The 18054-nt window shown below is 53.7% G+C and carries 18 protein-coding genes; 4 read left to right on the top strand and 14 right to left on the bottom strand.

What is annotated here, in order from left to right; translation table 11 throughout:
- The first annotated feature begins 32 nt into the window (after window positions 1-32).
- Window positions 33-314: a YjcB family protein gene (locus MUA00_RS14185; protein ID WP_271123684.1), complete on the top strand. Its 282-nt coding sequence runs from the start codon at window positions 33-35 to the stop codon at window positions 312-314.
- Between the two features lie 177 nt (window positions 315-491).
- Here the strand turns inward: MUA00_RS14185 and ssb1 are convergent, their stop codons facing one another.
- Window positions 492-1034: a single-stranded DNA-binding protein SSB1 gene (gene ssb1 / locus MUA00_RS14180; protein ID WP_271123683.1), complete on the bottom strand. Its 543-nt coding sequence runs from the start codon at window positions 1032-1034 to the stop codon at window positions 492-494.
- A gap of 225 nt (window positions 1035-1259) precedes the next feature.
- Between ssb1 and uvrA the strand changes: the two genes are divergently transcribed.
- Window positions 1260-4085 carry an excinuclease ABC subunit UvrA gene (uvrA, locus tag MUA00_RS14175; protein WP_271123682.1) on the top strand — a complete coding sequence of 942 codons (2826 nt, stop codon included), beginning with the start codon at window positions 1260-1262 and terminating at the stop codon, window positions 4083-4085.
- Here uvrA and MUA00_RS14170 read toward each other — a convergent pair whose 3' ends face one another.
- From MUA00_RS14170 to dnaB, 6 genes are all read right to left on the bottom strand, one after another.
- Window positions 4086-4439: an MmcQ/YjbR family DNA-binding protein gene (locus MUA00_RS14170; RefSeq protein ID WP_271123681.1), complete on the bottom strand. Its 354-nt coding sequence runs from the start codon at window positions 4437-4439 to the stop codon at window positions 4086-4088. It abuts the gene before it with no gap.
- A 2-nt stretch (window positions 4440-4441) separates the two neighbouring features.
- Window positions 4442-4858 (bottom strand): secondary thiamine-phosphate synthase enzyme YjbQ, encoded by a 417-nt coding sequence (locus tag MUA00_RS14165; RefSeq protein ID WP_271123680.1) that lies wholly within the window; start codon window positions 4856-4858, stop codon window positions 4442-4444.
- A gap of 135 nt (window positions 4859-4993) precedes the next feature.
- Window positions 4994-5707 carry an acid phosphatase AphA gene (gene aphA / locus MUA00_RS14160; protein WP_271123679.1) on the bottom strand — a complete coding sequence of 238 codons (714 nt, stop codon included), beginning with the start codon at window positions 5705-5707 and terminating at the stop codon, window positions 4994-4996.
- Between the two features lie 169 nt (window positions 5708-5876).
- Entirely contained in the window at window positions 5877-7070 is a 1194-nt protein-coding gene (gene tyrB / locus MUA00_RS14155; RefSeq protein WP_271123678.1) for an aromatic amino acid transaminase, read from the bottom strand.
- A 177-nt stretch (window positions 7071-7247) separates the two neighbouring features.
- Entirely contained in the window at window positions 7248-8327 is a 1080-nt protein-coding gene (alr, locus tag MUA00_RS14150) for an alanine racemase (protein ID WP_271123677.1), read from the bottom strand.
- 164 nt (window positions 8328-8491) lie between these two features.
- A complete protein-coding gene (gene dnaB / locus MUA00_RS14145) occupies window positions 8492-9898 on the bottom strand; it encodes a replicative DNA helicase (protein WP_271123676.1) in 1407 nt (468 codons plus the stop codon).
- An 83-nt stretch (window positions 9899-9981) separates the two neighbouring features.
- Between dnaB and MUA00_RS14140 the strand changes: the two genes are divergently transcribed.
- Window positions 9982-10965 (top strand): quinone oxidoreductase, encoded by a 984-nt coding sequence (locus tag MUA00_RS14140; protein ID WP_271123675.1) that lies wholly within the window; start codon window positions 9982-9984, stop codon window positions 10963-10965.
- A gap of 215 nt (window positions 10966-11180) precedes the next feature.
- Here the strand turns inward: MUA00_RS14140 and dusA are convergent, their stop codons facing one another.
- From dusA to MUA00_RS14125, 3 genes are all read right to left on the bottom strand, one after another.
- Window positions 11181-12179: a tRNA dihydrouridine(20/20a) synthase DusA gene (dusA, locus tag MUA00_RS14135; protein WP_271123674.1), complete on the bottom strand. Its 999-nt coding sequence runs from the start codon at window positions 12177-12179 to the stop codon at window positions 11181-11183.
- A 95-nt stretch (window positions 12180-12274) separates the two neighbouring features.
- Window positions 12275-13582 (bottom strand): conjugal transfer protein TraF, encoded by a 1308-nt coding sequence (traF, locus tag MUA00_RS14130; protein ID WP_271123673.1) that lies wholly within the window; start codon window positions 13580-13582, stop codon window positions 12275-12277.
- A 172-nt stretch (window positions 13583-13754) separates the two neighbouring features.
- Window positions 13755-14258 carry a cupin domain-containing protein gene (locus MUA00_RS14125; protein ID WP_271123672.1) on the bottom strand — a complete coding sequence of 168 codons (504 nt, stop codon included), beginning with the start codon at window positions 14256-14258 and terminating at the stop codon, window positions 13755-13757.
- A gap of 111 nt (window positions 14259-14369) precedes the next feature.
- Here MUA00_RS14125 and zur point away from each other — a divergent pair, with 111 nt between their 5' ends.
- The gene (gene zur / locus MUA00_RS14120) at window positions 14370-14888 is read left to right on the top strand and encodes a zinc uptake transcriptional repressor Zur (RefSeq protein WP_271123671.1); all 519 of its coding nucleotides are present in this window, start codon (window positions 14370-14372) and stop codon (window positions 14886-14888) included.
- Window positions 14889-14958: 70 nt separating this feature from the next.
- On the opposite strand, the gene MUA00_RS14115 is transcribed toward zur, so the two are convergent.
- The 4 genes from MUA00_RS14115 to MUA00_RS14100 form a co-directional block, all read right to left on the bottom strand.
- Window positions 14959-15168, bottom strand: coding sequence for a CsbD family protein (locus tag MUA00_RS14115; RefSeq protein WP_271123670.1), 210 nt, complete (start codon window positions 15166-15168; stop codon window positions 14959-14961).
- Between the two features lie 237 nt (window positions 15169-15405).
- Complete coding sequence (dinF, locus tag MUA00_RS14110; protein ID WP_271123669.1) at window positions 15406-16740, bottom strand: MATE family efflux transporter DinF; 1335 nt, start codon at window positions 16738-16740, stop codon at window positions 15406-15408.
- A gap of 88 nt (window positions 16741-16828) precedes the next feature.
- Entirely contained in the window at window positions 16829-17437 is a 609-nt protein-coding gene (gene lexA, locus MUA00_RS14105; protein ID WP_271123668.1) for a transcriptional repressor LexA, read from the bottom strand.
- Between the two features lie 119 nt (window positions 17438-17556).
- Window positions 17557-17925, bottom strand: a complete 369-nt coding sequence (locus tag MUA00_RS14100; RefSeq protein WP_271123667.1) for a diacylglycerol kinase — start codon at window positions 17923-17925, stop codon at window positions 17557-17559.
- Window positions 17926-18054 lie beyond the last annotated feature (129 nt).

The raw sequence follows: 18054 nt of genomic DNA, 5'->3' as shown, positions 1-18054 counted from the left end.
TGCCTAATAAGTTTGCAAGAGGACGGGTTTTCATGGCTACAATCACTACCGGCGTGTTACTGATGCGCTGGCCGTTAGTAAGTGCAGTTCTGATGTTTCTTGCCAGCACGTTAAATATTCAGTTTCGTAAGTCTGACTACGCGTTTTTGGCCGTGGTGAGCAGCGGGCTGGGGATAGCCGCCGCATTATGGTTTGCTACCGGGCTGTTAGGCCTCACGCTTGCGGATTTTCCCGTCATGTGGGCCTCGTTTAAAGAGGTGATGGTGGAAATCATGAGCCAAACGCCGCCAGAATGGCCGATGGTGATGACCTGAGTTAAGCTCAGCCGCTGCGATGCGCCAACAGGCGGGCAGCACAAAATTTATCCTTTGAAATACAGGATAAAAATGTCGGCCAGTATTTTAATGGCTATATATACAAAAAACCCCTGCTGACTATTCCGCAGGGGTTTTTCGTTGTCTTAAGCGACGGTCAATTTATTCTGAACGAACTCAGAACGGAATGTCGTCGTCAAAGTCCATCGGTGGTTCGTTGTTAGACGGAGCCGGAGCGCTCTGCTGCTGCGGACGAGACTGCGCGCCGCCGCTGAACTGGTTGCCGCCCTGTGGCTGTTGAGGCTGACCCCAACCGCCCTGTTGCTGACCGCCGTTGCCGCCGCCAGCCGGTGCGCCTGCACCGCCGCCCGCACGACCGCCCAGCATTTGCATGGTGCCGCCAACGTTGACCACAACTTCAGTGGTGTATTTTTCAACGCCAGCCTGGTCGGTCCATTTGCGCGTCTGCAATGCGCCTTCGATATAAACCTGGGAGCCTTTACGCAGGTATTCACCTGCCACTTCCGCCAGTTTGCCGAACAGCACAACGCGGTGCCACTCAGTTTTCTCTTTGGTTTCGCCGGTTTGCTTATCGCGCCAGGACTCTGACGTGGCCAGGGTAATGTTGGCAACTGCGCCACCATTTGGCATGTAGCGTACTTCCGGGTCCTGACCCAGATTCCCGACGAGAATCACCTTGTTTACGCCTCTGCTGGCCATGATCGTGTCTCCTGAAACGTTTTATGAATAGTGTAAACCCTCGATTCTACCATGCCACCCCCAATGTTTATAGCTGCGGGATGGATTCCAGAATCCCTGTGCACTATACATTATTGCATTAAAGCACTGGATATCCATTCAGGTTTTATTGTGTCATAATTAGCCGTTTGTGATCCCCGGTGGCATCATGCGGCCGGACAAAAGCGTTTAATCCGGGAAAGGTGAATGGATAAGATCGAAGTTCGGGGCGCCCGCACCCACAATCTCAAGAATATCAACCTCGTCATCCCTCGCGACAAACTCATTGTCGTGACCGGGCTTTCGGGTTCTGGCAAATCCTCACTGGCTTTCGACACCTTATACGCCGAGGGGCAACGTCGTTACGTTGAGTCCCTCTCCGCCTATGCGCGTCAGTTCCTGTCGTTGATGGAAAAGCCGGATGTCGACCATATCGAAGGGTTGTCGCCCGCGATTTCTATCGAACAGAAATCCACGTCGCATAACCCACGTTCGACCGTCGGTACCATTACTGAAATTCACGACTACCTGCGCCTGCTGTATGCTCGCGTGGGTGAACCGCGCTGTCCGGATCACGATGTTCCGCTCGCGGCGCAAACCGTCAGCCAGATGGTGGATAACGTGCTGGCCCAGCCGGAAGGCCGCCGCCTGATGCTGCTTGCGCCGATCATCAAGGATCGTAAAGGCGAGCACAGCAAAACGCTGGAAAACCTTGCAAGCCAGGGCTATATCCGCGCCCGTATCGACGGCGAAGTGTGCGATCTTTCCGATCCGCCAAAGCTTGAGCTACAGAAAAAACACACCATTGAAGTGGTCGTAGACCGTTTCAAGGTACGTGAAGACATTGGCCAACGCCTTGCGGAATCTTTCGAAACCGCGCTGGAGCTGTCCGGCGGATCTGCGGTTGTTGCAGATATGGACGACGAAAAGGCTGAGGAACTGCTGTTCTCCGCAAACTTCGCCTGCCCAATTTGCGGCTACAGCATGCGGGAATTAGAACCGCGCCTGTTCTCGTTCAACAACCCGGCCGGCGCGTGTCCAACCTGTGACGGCCTGGGCGTTCAGCAGTATTTTGACCCGGACCGCGTTGTGCAAAACGGCGAACTTTCGCTGGCTGGCGGTGCTATCCGCGGCTGGGATCGCCGTAACTTCTACTATTTTACGATGCTGCGCTCTCTTGCGGAGCACTATAAATTCGATGTGGAAACGCCGTGGAACGAACTGAGCGCGAGCGTGAAAAATGTCGTGCTGCACGGTTCCGGTAAAGAAACTATCGAATTCAAATACATGAACGATCGTGGCGATACCTCCGTGCGCCGTCATCCGTTCGAAGGCGTGCTGCACAACATGGAGCGCCGCTACAAAGAGACGGAATCTTCCGCCGTGCGCGAAGAGCTGGCGAAGTTTATCAGCAACCGTCCGTGCGCCAGTTGCGAAGGCACTCGTCTGCGTCGTGAAGCGCGCCATGTGTTTGTTGAAAACACCGCGTTGCCGACTATTTCCGATATGAGCATTGGGCATGCGATGGAGTTCTTCCAGAACATGAAGCTCAGCGGCCAGCGTGCGCAAATCGCCGAAAAAGTGCTGAAGGAGATTGGCGACCGCCTGAAGTTCCTGGTTAACGTTGGTCTGAATTATCTGTCGCTGTCCCGCTCCGCAGAAACGCTCTCCGGCGGCGAAGCCCAGCGTATCCGCCTGGCAAGCCAGATTGGCGCCGGTCTGGTTGGCGTGATGTACGTGCTGGATGAGCCCTCCATCGGCCTGCACCAGCGCGATAACGAACGCCTGCTCGAAACGCTAATCCACCTGCGCAATCTCGGTAATACCGTGATTGTGGTCGAGCACGATGAAGACGCAATTCGCGCGGCGGACCACATCATCGATATCGGTCCGGGCGCTGGCGTACACGGCGGCCAGGTGGTTGCCGAAGGCTCCATGCAGGACATTATGGATGTGCCGGAATCGCTGACCGGGCAATTCCTGAGCGGTAAACGCGAGATTGCCGTGCCGAAAAATCGTGTGCCTGCCAATCCGGAAAAAGTGCTGAAGCTGGTTGGCGCCAGAGGCAACAACCTGAAAGACGTCACGCTGACGCTGCCGGTAGGCCTGTTTACCTGTATCACCGGGGTTTCCGGCTCAGGTAAATCAACGTTGATTAACGATACGCTGTTCCCGATTGCACAGCGCCAGCTCAACGGCGCTACCATTGCGGAACCGTCAGCCTATCGCGATGTACACGGGCTTGAGCATTTCGATAAAGTTATCGACATCGACCAAAGCCCGATTGGCCGTACGCCGCGTTCCAACCCCGCGACTTATACCGGCGTGTTCACGCCGGTGCGCGAGCTGTTTGCCGGCGTGCCGGAATCCCGTGCGCGTGGCTATACGCCGGGCCGCTTCAGCTTTAACGTGCGCGGCGGACGCTGTGAGGCCTGCCAGGGCGACGGCGTGATCAAAGTTGAAATGCACTTCCTGCCGGATATCTACGTGCCGTGCGATCAGTGCAAAGGCAAGCGCTATAACCGCGAAACGCTGGAAATTAAATACAAAGGCAAGAGCATCCACGAAGTGCTGGACATGACGATTGAAGACGCACGCGCGTTCTTTGATGCCGTTCCGGCGCTGGCGCGCAAGCTGCAAACGTTAATCGATGTGGGCCTGTCTTACATACGCCTGGGGCAGTCGGCTACGACCTTGTCCGGCGGTGAAGCGCAGCGTGTAAAACTGGCGCGCGAGCTTTCTAAACGCGGCACAGGCCAGACGCTGTATATTCTGGATGAACCGACAACCGGTCTGCACTTTGCGGATATTCAACAGTTGCTGGAAGTACTGCATCAGCTCAGGGATCAGGGTAATACCATTGTGGTTATCGAACATAATCTGGACGTGATTAAAACCGCGGACTGGATTGTCGATCTTGGCCCGGAAGGCGGCAGCGGCGGCGGCGAAATTCTCATCTCCGGCACGCCGGAAACGGTCGCCACCTGCGAAGCGTCTCATACCGCGCGCTTCCTCAAGCCATTGCTGAAGTAATCAGTCTGAAAGCTGCTGCCTGGTCTGTTCGGGCAGCAGCGATAGCGCCTGCTGATACGAAGCATCCACCAGATAATAAATCTGCGAATCCGGCAGCGTTCCGTCCAGATAAACCGTGCTCCAGTGCGCCTTATTTAAATGCGCGCTGGGGAAAACGTCTTTGTGGCTTTCACGCAGCAAATCCGCAAGTTCCGGGCTGGCTTTTAACGACACCGCCGGACGCTTCTCCACATCATGCACCATGGCATAAAGCACATCCGCTACTTTAATTTGCGTGGCCTTCCAGTCGCTGTGTACGCTCTGCTCGGCGCCCGGTTTGTTCATGCAGTACTGCAATAGCTCCGAATTGGTCATTTTTATTCCCCTTGTAGCGTCGCAATAATTTTGCGGGAACCGCCGTGAATACGATGCTCTCCCAGCCAGATACCCTGCCAGGTGCCAAGTTGTACCTGCCCTCGATGTATGGGCAGCAGTAACGACACGCCCAACAACGATGATTTGATATGCGAAGGCATATCGTCCGGGCCTTCATAATCATGTTCGTAGGCGACGTTGTCCGGCACGGTTTTCAAAAAGTACCTTTCCATATCCTGGCGCACGGTCGGGTCACAATTTTCATTCAGGGTCAGGGAGGCGGAAGTATGCTGGAGCAGGAGGTGCAGCAGTCCGGTTTGCACCTCAGATAGCCGGAATAATTGTCCGAGGACTTCATCAGTAACGAGATGAAAACCGCGGGATTTGGCTTTTAAGGTGAGGGTCTGTTGAAACCACATACGTTGCTCCAGATAAATTTGCGCTCAACTAAGTGTGCGAGCAACTCGCCAAAAGGTAAAACCCGACGGGTGAATTTTGCTGAAAAAAACGGCGATGGGCCTGTGCGCATCGCCGTATATCACAGGATTTTGTAATCAATATTCAGAGTTAACAATAACTTCCTCGCCAAACGCCCCGGCTTTTGGCAAAGGCTGATAGCTGGAGTTTGAAGCACGTAATACGCGAATTCCGCGAGCGCCAACCTCCTGGGCGGCAGTAATATCGTTATCCGAGTCGCCGTAGAAGATTTTGATTTGTTTGTCTTTCAGCCACTGCGTTTTGGTGTTTTGGCCTTCTTTATCCCCGGCAAAAATCACGGGATTAACAAAGGCCTGTGGGATCAGGAAGTCATTCTGCAACGTTCTGGTGACGGTTTCGGTTTTCGTCTGGCTGCGCCCGGTGACAAAGTAAATGCTGTCGCCGCGCTTTAAGTGCATCGAGATGAGCGACTTTGCCACTTCTTTCGGCATGCTGAATTCATCCCAGCCGTTATTCATCTTTTCCCAGAAGGCCGAATTTTTCAGGTAATCCTGTTTACCCGGGGAGAACTCTTTTTGCCCGCGATAAAACCCGGGGCTTGAGAAAAGCACGGTGTCATCAATATCAAAACCAACGGCAATCGGCGCTCTGCCAAGCAGGCTATTTTCAATTTGAGCAACCGAGACCCAGTGAATCGGCGCCTGTTGCGCAAGCTGCGCGACGGTGACGCCGGGATTGAGGGGAGCCGGGACGGATTCTTTTGCAAAAACGGTCTGATTTAGCCCCAGCAACAAACAGACGGCGCTTAAGGCCAGTGTAATTTTACGCATCGTTTTCCCTTTAATTTTCATCAGTTTTTATTGTTATAAATCAGAGCAACTGGTCAAAAACTACCTGACCATACCCGCAGGCGGCTGACAGTTAAAGGATTTTCCTGGAATTTTCCATAAAAAAAGGCGATGGTCACACATCGCCTTCCGGAAGAAAGTAAGTAAGTGCTTACATAACGGCAGCAAAAGCCTGCGCAACGCGGCGCACATTGTTGCTGTTGAGCCCGGCGACGCACATGCGACCGCTGGCGATGAGGTAAACGCCAAATTCATCCCGCAGACGGTCAACCTGTTCTGCGCTCAGGCCGGTATAGCTAAACATGCCTCGCTGTTGCAACAGATAGTCAAAGTTACGCCCCGGCACTTCGCTCTTCAGCACGGAAACCAGCGCCTGGCGCATATCCAGGATGCGACGACGCATCGTTTCGACTTCCGCAAGCCAGTTGGCTTTAAGCTGCGCGTCATTTAAGACGGTGGCCACAACCTGCGCGCCAAAATTCGGCGGGCTGGAATAGTTACGCCGCACGGTAGCTTTCAGTTGTCCAAGCACACGGCCTGCGGCTTCGGCGTCTTCACAAACTACTGACAGCCCGCCCACGCGTTCACCATACAGCGAGAAAATCTTCGAGAATGAGTTGCTGACCAGTGCCGGCAGGCCTGCGTTCGCAATAGCGCGAATAGCGTAAGCATCTTCTTCCATTCCCGCGCCAAAGCCCTGGTAGGCGATATCGAGGAATGGAACCAGATCGCGCGCTTTGAGGATATCGATAACGGCATCCCACTGGGCGTCCGTCAGATCTGAACCGGTTGGGTTATGGCAGCAAGGATGCAGCAGCACAACGCTTTGCGCAGGCAAGGTGTTGAGTTTTTCGAGCAGGGCTTCATAACGCACACCTTTGGTTTCATCGTCAAACCACGGATAGGTATTTACGGTGAAGCCTGCGCCAGCAAAGATGGCGACGTGGTTTTCCCAGGTTGGATCGCTGACCCAAACCTGCGAATCCGGGAACCAGGTTTTCAGGAAATCTGCGCCCACTTTCAACGCGCCGGAGCCGCCAAGCGTCTGGATAGAGGCGATACGTCCTTCTACCAGCGCCGGATGTTCAGCGCCGAACAGCAAAGGAGCGATTGCGCTACGGTAAGTGTTCAGCCCTTCCATCGGCAAATAAAGGGAAGCGCCGTGCGGCTGCGCGTTCAGACGGGCCTCGGCTTCGGCCACGGCCTGTAACTGTGGGATTACCCCATCTTCGTTGTAATAGAGGCCAATGCTGAGGTTAACCTTGTCGACGCGCGGGTCAACTTTGAAACGCTCCATCAAGGACAGGATCGGGTCGCCAGCATAGGCGTCAACTTTTTGAAACACGGTGAGGTTCTCCTGGTTTACAGTGTGGCGGACAACCAATGTAAACCGGAAGCAATGAAGAGATCGAGGGGTTTGTCCTGGGAATTTGTAGGGTGGATAAGCATTAGCGCCATCCACCAAATTATGTCGGGTAGCGCTAACGCTTACCCGACCTACAAAAATACAAAGTAAGAAGACTTAATCCAGGTATTCCATCGCGACCCTTGAAGTCAGGCGCGTGATAAGTTCGTAAGCGCTCACCTTCGTCGCTTCCGCAACGCGCTCGACGGGCAAACCTTCGCCCCACATCACCACGCTATCGCCAACTTTTTCTTTTGCATCCGGGCCGAGATCGACGCAAATCATGTCCATCGCCACACGCCCGACAATCGGCACTTCGCGGCCATTCACCAGCACGGGCGTGCCCGACGGCGCGCTACGCGGATAACCGTCGCCGTAGCCCATTGCGACGACGCCCAGCCGGGTATCGCGTTCGGCAATCCATGTGCCGCCGTAGCCCACCGGCTCCCCGGCTTTATGGTTGCGCACGGCGATAAGGCTTGAAGTTAGCGACATAACCGGCTGCATGCCAAAATCTACGCCCCACGGCTTTTGTTCAAGGGGAGAAACGCCGTAAAGAATTATGCCCGGGCGCACCCAGTCAAAATGAGACTGGGGCCAGAGCAAAATCCCGCCGGATGCGGCGATAGATTTCTGCCCCGGCTTGCCTTCGATAAAGGTGCTGAAGATATCGAGCTGGCGCGGCGTGGCGTGGGACTCTGGCTCATCGGCACGCGCAAAATGGCTGACGATATTCACCGGCTGGCTGACATTTTTGCAGCGCGTGAGGCGCTCATAAAAAGCCTCTGCCTCGTTCGGCAGCACGCCCAAACGATGCATGCCAGTATCGAGCTTCATCCACACGCTTATCGGATGGCTTAAATCGGCCTGTTCCAGCGCTTCAAGCTGTTCGATGCTGTGAACGGCGGTCTGGAGGTTCAGCCGGGAAATGGCTGGCAGGTCGCTGGCATTAAAGAAGCCTTCAAGCAGCAGGATCGGCTGGGTAATGCCGCCTTCGCGCAGCCGCACGGCTTCTTCAAGACGGGCAACGCCGAACGCGTCGGCATCGGAGAGAGTTTGGGCGGTCTTAAGAAGACCGTGGCCATAGGCGTTTGCTTTCACGACCGCCACCATGCGGCTGGCGGGTGCCAGTTCACGCAGGCGTTGCAGGTTATGTCGCAGAGCGCGGCGGTTAATTTTTACGGTTGCCGCTTGCATGTTTCTTCCTTGCTCAATATTTGGATTGAATTATGCGAATCCTCTAAATCATTCGAGTCACAGCAAGGCGGCAAGGGAACTCATCCCGATGAGCTTACTAAAGTAAGTAATTCGGGTGAGTGAGCGCAGCCAACGCAGGAGTGGCTTGAAGGATGGCGAGGATTTTAGTCTTCGTCGTACTGCGGGCCTGCATAGTTATCGAAGCGTGACCACTGGCCGTTAAAGGTTAAACGTACCGTGCCGATTGGGCCGTTACGTTGCTTACCGATGATGATCTGCGCGATGCCTTTCTCGTCGCTGTTGTCGTTATAAACTTCATCACGATAGATAAACATGATTAAGTCGGCATCCTGCTCAATGGAGCCTGATTCACGCAGGTCGGAGTTAACCGGACGTTTATCCGCACGTTGTTCCAGGGAGCGGTTAAGCTGCGAGAGCGCCACCACCGGCACCTGTAGCTCTTTTGCCAATGCCTTGAGCGAGCGGGAAATTTCGGCGATTTCCAGCGTACGGTTGTCGGAAAGCGAAGGCACGCGCATTAGCTGGAGGTAGTCGATCATAATCATGCTCAGACCGCCCGCCTCGCGATAGATACGGCGCGCACGCGAACGCACTTCCGTCGGCGTCAGGCCAGAGGAGTCATCGATGTACATATTGCGCTTTTCAAGCAGGATGCCCATGGTGCTCGAAATGCGCGCCCAGTCTTCGTCATCCAACTGCCCGGTACGAATTTTGGTCTGATCCACGCGGGAAAGAGACGCCAGCATACGCATCATAATCTGCTCGCCGGGCATCTCCAGGCTGAAGATAAGAACCGGTTTTTCCTGCAGCATGGCGGCGTTTTCGCACAGGTTCATCGCAAAGGTGGTTTTCCCCATCGACGGACGCGCGGCCACGATAATTAAATCCGATTTCTGCAACCCGGCGGTTTTCTTGTTCAGATCCTGATAGCCGGTGTCCACGCCCGTCACGCCATCGTGCGGAGTCTGGTAAAGCGACTCGATACGCGACACCGTCGCTTCGAGGATCTGGTCGATGCTTTTCGGACCTTCGTCTTTATTAGCGCGGTTTTCGGCGATCTGGAAAACGCGTGATTCGGCGAGGTCGAGCAAATCTTCGCTGGTACGCCCCTGTGGGTCGTAACCTGCATCGGCGATTTCATTTGCTACGGCGATCATTTCACGCACAACGGCGCGTTCACGAACGATATCCGCATAAGCGCTGATATTCGCAGCACTTGGCGTATTTTTAGATAACTCGGCCAGATAGGCGAAGCCGCCGACGCTATCAAGGTTCCCTTGAAGTTCAAGAGATTCAGATAGCGTGATCAGATCGATAGGCTTGCTCATTTCCAGCAAACGCTGCATTTCGGTGAAGATCATGCGGTGCGGACGGCTGAAAAAATCATTGGCGACGACGCGCTCGGAGACGTTGTCCCAGCGTTCGTTGTCCAGCATTAAACCGCCCAATACCGACTGCTCCGCTTCCAGAGAATGTGGCGGCATTTTCAGCCCTTCCATCTGACGGTCGCGGGTTTCGTTCGGTTTGTTGAAGGGTTTATTTCCTGCCATAGTGAGGGAGTTACCAGATTCATGTTCTTCAGAGATCGGGAAGTATACCCTGGTCTTGCCACTCTTCGACACAAGGAGTTTCCATGGCAACGCGTATAGAGTTTAGCCAGCACGGTGGCCCAGAAGTGCTCAAAGCAGTTGAATTCACTCCGCACGATCCAGCCGCCAACGAAGTCCAGGTTGAAAATAAAGCCATAGGTATCAACTACATTGATACCTATATCCGCAGCGGATTGTATCCACCGCCAATGCTGCCAAGCGGGCTTGGTACGGAAGCGGCAGGCGTGGTGAGCAAGGTCGGTGGCGATGTAACGCACCTTAAAGTGGGTGACCGGGTGGTATATGCGCAGTCGGGACTGGGCGCTTACAGCAGCGTGCACAACGTGTCGGCGGATAAAACGGCTAAGCTCCCCGATGCCATCTCCTTCGAGCAGGCCGCCGCCTCTTTCCTGAAAGGATTGACGGTTTACTATCTGCTGCGCAAAACCTACGAAGTGAAACCAAACGATGTCTTTTTGTTCCATGCCGCAGCGGGCGGCGTGGGGCTGATTGCCTGCCAGTGGGCAAAGGCGCTGGGCGCAAAACTTATCGGCACCGTAGGTTCGGCTGAAAAAGCGGATCGCGCAAAAAAAGCCGGGGCCTGGCAGGTAATTAACTATCGTGAAGAAAATCTTGTCGAACGCGTAAAAGAAATTACCGGCGGCAAGAAAGTCGCGGTGGTTTATGACTCGGTGGGGAAAGATACCTGGGAATCCTCGCTCGATTGCCTGCAACGTCAGGGATTAATGGTGAGCTTTGGCAACTCGTCCGGCCCGGTCACCGGTGTGAATCTCGGTATCCTTAATCAGAAAGGTTCGCTTTATGTTACGCGTCCGTCACTGAATGGTTACGTGACCACCCGCGAAGAGCTGAATGAAGCCTGCAACGAATTGTTCTCGTTGATTGCCAGCGGCGTAATAAAAGTGGATGTGGCGCAGGATCAGAAATTTGCTTTAATAGACGCAGCGCTCGCGCATCAAACGCTGGAAAGCCGTTCGACCCAGGGTTCCAGTTTATTGATTCCATAAAAGAATTTGGGCTTCCCAAGGGAAGCCCATTCTTTTTTAGTTCGCGCTGTTTTGTAGGGTACAGCTACGATGAATTCTTTTATTGCAACGCGGCAATAGTGTCAGATTTACAAAACAATAGATACGGGAGCATCTGGAAAGTTAATCACAAAGATGCAAGCTTGTGATCAACTCCGCAATACCTTAGCAACCAGTACGGTTATTGCGTTCTAAAATTAGCGCTTGTCCGCGACCAGGGATAAAGCGTGTTCCACCACCGCAATGCCTGCCCCTGCTTTATGCGCATTTTCACTCAGATAACGACGCCACTGACGCGCTCCCGGAATGCCCTGGAACAAGCCAAGCATATGTCGGGTGATATGGCCGAGATAAGTGCCATTTGCCAGCTCACGCTCAATGTACGGGTACATGGCGCGCACTGCGGCAACCGTATCAACTTCCGGCGTATCGCACCCGAAGATCTCACGGTCAACGGCCGTTAACAGCCCTGGGTTCTGGTACGCTTCGCGACCGACCATTACGCCGTCCACGTGCTCAAGATGAGCTTTGACCTCTTCAAGCGTTTTCACGCCGCCGTTAATCGCCATGGTGAGATGCGGGAAATCACGCTTAAGCTGGTAAACACGCGAATAATCCAGAGGCGGGATTTCACGGTTTTCCTTCGGGCTGAGGCCAGAAAGCCAGGCTTTACGCGCGTGGATGATAAACATTTCGCACTCGCCCTTACCCGCTACCGTGCCAATAAAGTCGCAGAGAAATTCGTAGCTGTCCTGGTCATCAATACCGATACGGGTTTTAACCGTTACCGGAATCGACACCTCGTCACGCATCGCCTTGATGCAATCTGCAACACGCTGCGCGTCGGCCATCAGGCATGCGCCGAACATGCCGTTTTGTACGCGGTCAGATGGACAACCAACGTTCAGGTTAATTTCATCGTAACCGCGGGCTTCAGCCAGTTTCGCGCACTGGGCAAGCGCCTGCGGATCGCTACCGCCCAACTGTAACGCAACAGGATGCTCATCCTCGCTGTAAGCCAGATAGTCTCCTTTACCGTGAATAATCGCCCCGGTAGTCACCATTTCGGTGTACAGCAGGGTATTGCGCGAAAGCTGACGCAGGAAATAGCGGCAGTGTCTGTCGGTCCAGTCGAGCATCGGCGCGATGGAGAAACGGTATGGCTGGAAAGGAATCTGATTGCTTTGTGAGGACATAGTCACTGAACGTTTACGCAGGTTACGGTTAAAAAAGGGCCGCCACTATAGCATAAAGCTGCGCCGGGGCACCTGCTCGTCCCGGCGCATATTTGTCAGAAGGTGACGCTAAGCTGCGCGCCCGCCCCCCAGGTCTCGTCTTCGCCGTACAGGCCCATCAAATCAACGTGAACACGATTAAACGGCGCAAAGCCGACGCCGCCCGTGAACACATTGCTGTCGTTACCTTTTACATCGGCGCGATAACCGGCACGCACCGCAAACCAGGAGAGCGGACGAACTTCCGCACCCACGCCAACGTACTGTGAGTCCTCTTCGCTTTTAAAGCCTTTGGTTTCAGTCAGGTCACCGTCGGCACTCAGCGTAATAAGATCGTTATGCCATGCCGCGCCCGCTGTGACTAATGGACGAATCTGGTAAGTGTCTTTATAGCTGACGGTTTCACCCGTGCGCCCGTTCGTGATGCGGATATCTTTGGTATCAATATCGCGCGATACCAGGTTCTGACCGCTCAGGCCAACCGTCCAGTTCTCGCCAAAATCTGCCGCCACGCCCGCATCAATGTTAAAGCCGGTGTCATCGTTACGATAGCGACTGCTGTTCCAGTCATTGCTGTCGTAGGTATAAATCGAAGTGGTGTAGTTATACAGCCAGGTTTTTTGCAGCTTCGGCGTGATGCCAACGGAAACCGGCACCTCGCCCAGGTTGAACTGCTTCGCCAGCGCCACGCCATAGTCGGAAACGATAGCCGCACGGCCTGACGCGGTGGAGTTGAGATTACGGGTTATCGCATCGGAGCCATTTGCAGCAGCGTCAATAGCCGCCGCCCCAGCGACCGCATCAGAGTTTTCAATGCCGCGCAGGTAATCAATATCCTGCTGATCGATAGAGGAACTCACCCGCCCGTGCGCATAGGCTTTTGTTACAAACGCCATCGACAGCACATCGTTTGGAATACTGACCGCAATGCCCGCCGCCGCTTTGGCATGCGCCGTTTTACCGCGTAAGTTTTCGAGTTCTCCCGCCAGATCGCCGGCTGCGCCCTGAAGCTGGTTCAGCGTCCCGACGGGATTAAGCAGAATGTCTTCGAAGGTAAGATCGTCAATCACATCTTCGTAGCCATCAACCTTATCGCTGATATCATCGATCTGATCCTGAAGGTTATCTTTATCGGTAATCTGTGCGCTGACGGAAGGTAAGATGACCGTTACCGTATCTTCCTCTTGCGCCTTTGCCAGCAGAGCCGGGTTAATCAACACCCCGCTCCCGTAACTGCCAGAAGCAACCCCGGTTCCACCCATCGCGTCACTGCGTGCTTCCGACCATGTACCAGCAGCCCAGGCCGAATTTGCCACAAACAAAGAGGCGGCGCTAAACGCCACCAGAGTTTTAATTTTTTTCATTTACCGCTCACCCGTCTGAAAATCCGATGTAATAACTAGCCCCTGCCAGTTAAGACTCAACAGAGGCGGACTATTGCTGCGAATAACGAACTTAAAGGCGGGCTGTTTCACCCATAGGATTCCCGGTTTTATCCATACGGGTTATTGCTTCTTAATTTCCTTGCAGATTTATTTATAGTTTACTCCGCGATTTTCGTGAGGGTTGTCCATCGTGAGGACCAAAAAATTGTGGCGGATGGTCTATCCAGCGATCATTACGCGTGGCGGCATAGCTGGAATTCATCGGGTAATAGACACGGTTTTCATCTTTATTGGCTTCGCCAACCACCAGCAAGCGCGCTTCATGCTCGGTGTTATTAATAAAGGTATGGCAAATCCCCGTTTCTGCCGGAAACCCTACGCAATCGCCGGGTTCCAACTGATAAAGATTGCCGTTGATCCATACTTGCGGGTGACCTTCCAGCACATAGACAAACTCTTCCTCGCTGCTCTCGGCGTGAGGATAGGAAGTCCGACGCCCGGGCAACAGGCGCTCGTGATGAATACCCAGCCGGTTCAAGCCAAGGCTGCGGGCAAGAGGCGCGCCAATAGAAAACAGCTCATCGCTGTCTGAATAAGTGGAATCATCCGCGCCTTCTAGCTCGCGCCAGTGGCGGATACAGTCTGGTTTTTGCATGACAGCTCCAGTGGACGATGTTTAAGGTAAATCACTGCCAGTATGGACCAGTATTCGGCGCTTTTGCTGCTTTTATGGTAAAGTGAGGGGCTACTTAATCGAGGAATGCTGATGGATAAGACGACTTCACAACACGTGTTAGCGCAGGCCGAAAAGCTTTGCGCGCAGCGCAATGTACGCCTGACGCCGCAACGTCTGGAAGTGTTGCGTCTGATGACATTACAAACCGGCGCCATCAGCGCTTATGACCTTCTGGATTTGCTGCGCGTAAGCGAACCCCAGGCCAAACCGCCAACCGTTTATCGCGCGCTGGATTTCCTGCTGGAGCAAGGTTTTGTTCACCGCGTGGAGTCTGCAAACAGTTACGTACTGTGCAATTTGATTGACCAGCCGACACACTCTTCAGCCATGTTTATCTGCGAGCGATGCGGGGCGGTTAAAGAAGAAGTGGCCCAGGGCGTGGAGGACATTATGCACAAGCTCGCCGCGAAAATGGGCTTTGCATTGCGTCATAACGTGATTGAAGCGCATGGTTTATGTGCAGCATGTGCTGAAGTGGAGGCCTGCCGTCATAAAGATGGCTGCAGCAACCACGACCATTCAGTGCTGATTAAAAAGAAGGTACGTTAAGGCAGGGGGTACATCCTTGTACCCGGGCAGAGTAGCCTTTGAGGGTTAGCACAACTGAGGGTTATGCGGGCTACCAGCGGTAGTTGTTACGAGTTTCCCAGTCAACAACTTCCTTTTCTGCATCATCTTTGCTTGATCCATAACGTTCCTGGATTTTACCAACGAGCTGATCGCGTTTACCTTCGATGACCGTCATGTCGTCATCCGTCAGCTTGCCCCATTTCTCTTTTACATTACCTTTGAACTGTTTCCAGTTACCGCCGATTTCGTCTTTATTCATAATATTGTCCTTATCGTTCGGTGAATATTCGCTAAAAATTAATCCGTCCGGGTGAAGCCATCGGCAATCACTCACTATCTGCTGGACGTGATAATAATTGTAGTCAAGAATCTCGCATCGAAGCGGTAATTAAGAATATTGAACCATTCTGGCCGCGATAAGCATGCCGGTTTACGCCAAAATCTGACGGCAAATCAGCATGCTGAAGAGGGATTAAAAGCGCGTCAGCAGTTGTAACTAACTATGACTTTCAGACCGGAACCAGGTGTTGTGACGCCAGTGGCGACGCCAGATCCAGCCCAAAGATAACCCACGCAGGGCAAGGAACACAGCTACCGCAAGCCACAGACCGTGATTGCCAAAATAAGGCACGCTCAGCAACGTCAGGCCAAAGCCCGCCGCGGCTATTGCCATGCTGTTACGCATCTCCGCCCCGCGCGTAGCGCCAATAAACATGCCATCAAGCAAATAACACCATACGCCCACTATCGGCAGAACAATTTGCCAGTGCAGGTAGCGGTCCGCCTGCTGCTGTAATGTCGGCAGCGAGGTCAACATAGCAACGATGTTTTCACCAAATAAGGCATACACCACCGCAAAGCTTAGCGCGACCAGGCCAGCCTGGCGGCAGGCTGCCTGCCAGACATCCAATAACCGGCTGCCGTTACGTGCGCCATACGCCTGACCAGAATGCGCTTCTACTGCATAGGCAAACCCATCCAGCGCGTAGGCGGTAAAGGTCAGCAGCGTCATTAATACGGCGTTGACCGCCACCACTTCACTGCCCAAACGAGCGCCGAAAATCGTCACCGAGGCAAAGCAGAGTTGCAGCAGCAAAGAGCGCAGCATGATGTCTCTGTTTAGCGCCAGCAGGCGGCGGATATTTCCTCGCCAGGCGGTTTTAAGCATTCCGAAGTTGATTCCGCGCATACCCAAAACCTTTTTCACCATCAGTAAGCCGATGATAAACGTAACGTATTCTGAGATTACCGTTGCCCACGCGGCCCCCTGCACATTCATGTGCAACCCCATGACCAGCCAAAGGTCGAGCACGATATTCAGCACGTTGCCGACAATCAGCAAAATAACGGGCGCTCGGGCATACTGTACGCCAAGCAGCCAGCCAAGCAGCACGAGATTTGCCAGAGAGGCGGGAGCGCTAAGCCAGCGGATTTCGAGGAAACGCTGAGCTTGTACAAGCACCTGTTCGTTTCCGCCGACAATATTGAGCGCAAGCGTAATCAAGGGATAACGCAGCACGATAATGGCAGCGCCAGCGACAAGGGCCATCAATAAGGGCTGCACGAGCGCACGAGCCAGCGCCGCGGGGTTATTCGCGCCAAAAGCCTGAGCCGTTAAGCCCGTTGTGCTCATGCGTAAAAACAGAAGCAGCATAAAGAGGAAGCTGGTAGCCGTTGCGCCAATCGCCACGCCGCCAAGATAAACAGGACTATCCAGATGCCCGATGACCGCGGTATCAACAAGTCCCAGCAGGGGAACCGTGATATTGGAGAAAATCATGGGTAACGCGAGGCGCCAGAGTGCTTTATCCGTCGTCGAGAAGAAACGCATGCGGGAATCCAGGACGAGTAAAAAGAAGAGAATATGAGGGTGATGCGCGGCAAACGCGCATCACAAAATACAGGCAGCTAAACCCTTATTAAAGCCAGTCGCCGTTGCGAATTACGCCTACAGCCAGACCTTCAATGCTGAAGTTTTGCTCACGGAGGTCGACAACGATAGGTTCAAATTCGCTGTTTTCGGGCAGCAGTTGCACGGTATTGCCCTGCTGTTTCAAACGCTTCACCGTAACTTCATCGTCAATGCGCGCCACAACGACCTGGCCGTTACGCACATCCTGCGTTTTATGCACCGCCAGCAGATCGCCATCAAGAATACCAATATCTTTCATGGACATGCCGCTTACGCGCAACAGAAAATCTGCGTTCGGTTTAAACAAGGAGGGATCGACCTGATAATGGCCTTCGATATGTTGCTGCGCCAATAGCGGCTCGCCGGCAGCGACACGGCCTACCAGCGGAATACCGGTTTCCTCTTCGACCAGAAGACGAATACCCCGCGAAGCACCAGACACAATTTCGATAACGCCTTTACGGGCCAGCGCTTTGAGATGCTCTTCCGCAGCGTTTGGAGAACGGAACCCCAGACGTTGAGCAATTTCGGCACGCGTCGGTGGCATGCCGGTCTGGCTGATATGATCCCGAATGAGATCAAACACCTCTTGCTGCCTGGTAGTTAAAGCTTTCATTCCGCCCCCTGGGTGTTTATACAGTTATGCTGTGAGTATATACAGTCAAAGGTGAATTTGAAACCAGAAATTAAGCAAAAAACCAGGGGCTTATCAGAATCTGGAAAGGCTCTCGCAAATTATCGCCAATGGTGCCACAGCAGCGTGGCCCAGACGACCGCTGCGAGGAGAATGGCGATCAGCACAGCGGCCGATCCCATATCTTTCGCCCGCCCTGAAAGCGCGTGATAATCCGTGCCGACACGGTCGACTAAAGCTTCGATGGCGCTGTTAAGAATTTCGACGATCATGACCAGCACCACGGAGCCGATAAGTAAAATACGGGTAATGGGATCAACGTCCAACCAGCAGGCGATAGCAATGGCGATAATTGCGGCAACGCCTTCCTGACGGAAGGCGGCTTCGTTAATCCAGGCGGCGCGCAGGCCTTTCCAGGAATAACCAGCGGCTTTGATAATTCGTGTAAATCCAGTGGTGTTATTCGCCATTTAGGGAAACCTTTTTAAAATAAAAGCGTCAATGCTTATCAGCACCCATCGCTCTTCAGGTTTCAGCCTGGGATCCGGTAACCTGAGCATTGATGGGTAAAATCGCAACGCCACAGAAATCTTATGCAG

Source organism: Dryocola boscaweniae, from assembly GCF_025215095.1.
Lineage (GTDB): Bacteria > Pseudomonadota > Gammaproteobacteria > Enterobacterales > Enterobacteriaceae > Dryocola > Dryocola boscaweniae.
The sequence above is the reverse complement of the archived record's forward strand: the minus strand, read 5'-3'. Positions and strand labels throughout refer to the sequence as shown.

Excerpts from the sequence above, each read along its gene's own strand:
- MUA00_RS14185 (WP_271123684.1), top strand. The coding sequence starts at position 33 with ATGGCTACAATCACTACCGGCGTGTTACTGATGCGCTGGCCGTTAGTA.
- ssb1 (WP_271123683.1), bottom strand. The coding sequence starts at position 1,034 with ATGGCCAGCAGAGGCGTAAACAAGGTGATTCTCGTCGGGAATCTGGGT.
- uvrA (WP_271123682.1), top strand. The coding sequence starts at position 1,260 with ATGGATAAGATCGAAGTTCGGGGCGCCCGCACCCACAATCTCAAGAAT.
- MUA00_RS14170 (WP_271123681.1), bottom strand. The coding sequence starts at position 4,439 with ATGACCAATTCGGAGCTATTGCAGTACTGCATGAACAAACCGGGCGCC.
- MUA00_RS14165 (WP_271123680.1), bottom strand. The coding sequence starts at position 4,858 with ATGTGGTTTCAACAGACCCTCACCTTAAAAGCCAAATCCCGCGGTTTT.
- aphA (WP_271123679.1), bottom strand. The coding sequence starts at position 5,707 with ATGCGTAAAATTACACTGGCCTTAAGCGCCGTCTGTTTGTTGCTGGGG.
- alr (WP_271123677.1), bottom strand. The coding sequence starts at position 8,327 with ATGCAAGCGGCAACCGTAAAAATTAACCGCCGCGCTCTGCGACATAAC.
- dnaB (WP_271123676.1), bottom strand. The coding sequence starts at position 9,898 with ATGGCAGGAAATAAACCCTTCAACAAACCGAACGAAACCCGCGACCGT.
- MUA00_RS14140 (WP_271123675.1), top strand. The coding sequence starts at position 9,982 with ATGGCAACGCGTATAGAGTTTAGCCAGCACGGTGGCCCAGAAGTGCTC.
- dusA (WP_271123674.1), bottom strand. The coding sequence starts at position 12,179 with ATGTCCTCACAAAGCAATCAGATTCCTTTCCAGCCATACCGTTTCTCC.
- traF (WP_271123673.1), bottom strand. The coding sequence starts at position 13,582 with ATGAAAAAAATTAAAACTCTGGTGGCGTTTAGCGCCGCCTCTTTGTTT.
- MUA00_RS14125 (WP_271123672.1), bottom strand. The coding sequence starts at position 14,258 with ATGCAAAAACCAGACTGTATCCGCCACTGGCGCGAGCTAGAAGGCGCG.
- zur (WP_271123671.1), top strand. The coding sequence starts at position 14,370 with ATGGATAAGACGACTTCACAACACGTGTTAGCGCAGGCCGAAAAGCTT.
- MUA00_RS14115 (WP_271123670.1), bottom strand. The coding sequence starts at position 15,168 with ATGAATAAAGACGAAATCGGCGGTAACTGGAAACAGTTCAAAGGTAAT.
- dinF (WP_271123669.1), bottom strand. The coding sequence starts at position 16,740 with ATGCGTTTCTTCTCGACGACGGATAAAGCACTCTGGCGCCTCGCGTTA.
- lexA (WP_271123668.1), bottom strand. The coding sequence starts at position 17,437 with ATGAAAGCTTTAACTACCAGGCAGCAAGAGGTGTTTGATCTCATTCGG.
- MUA00_RS14100 (WP_271123667.1), bottom strand. The coding sequence starts at position 17,925 with ATGGCGAATAACACCACTGGATTTACACGAATTATCAAAGCCGCTGGT.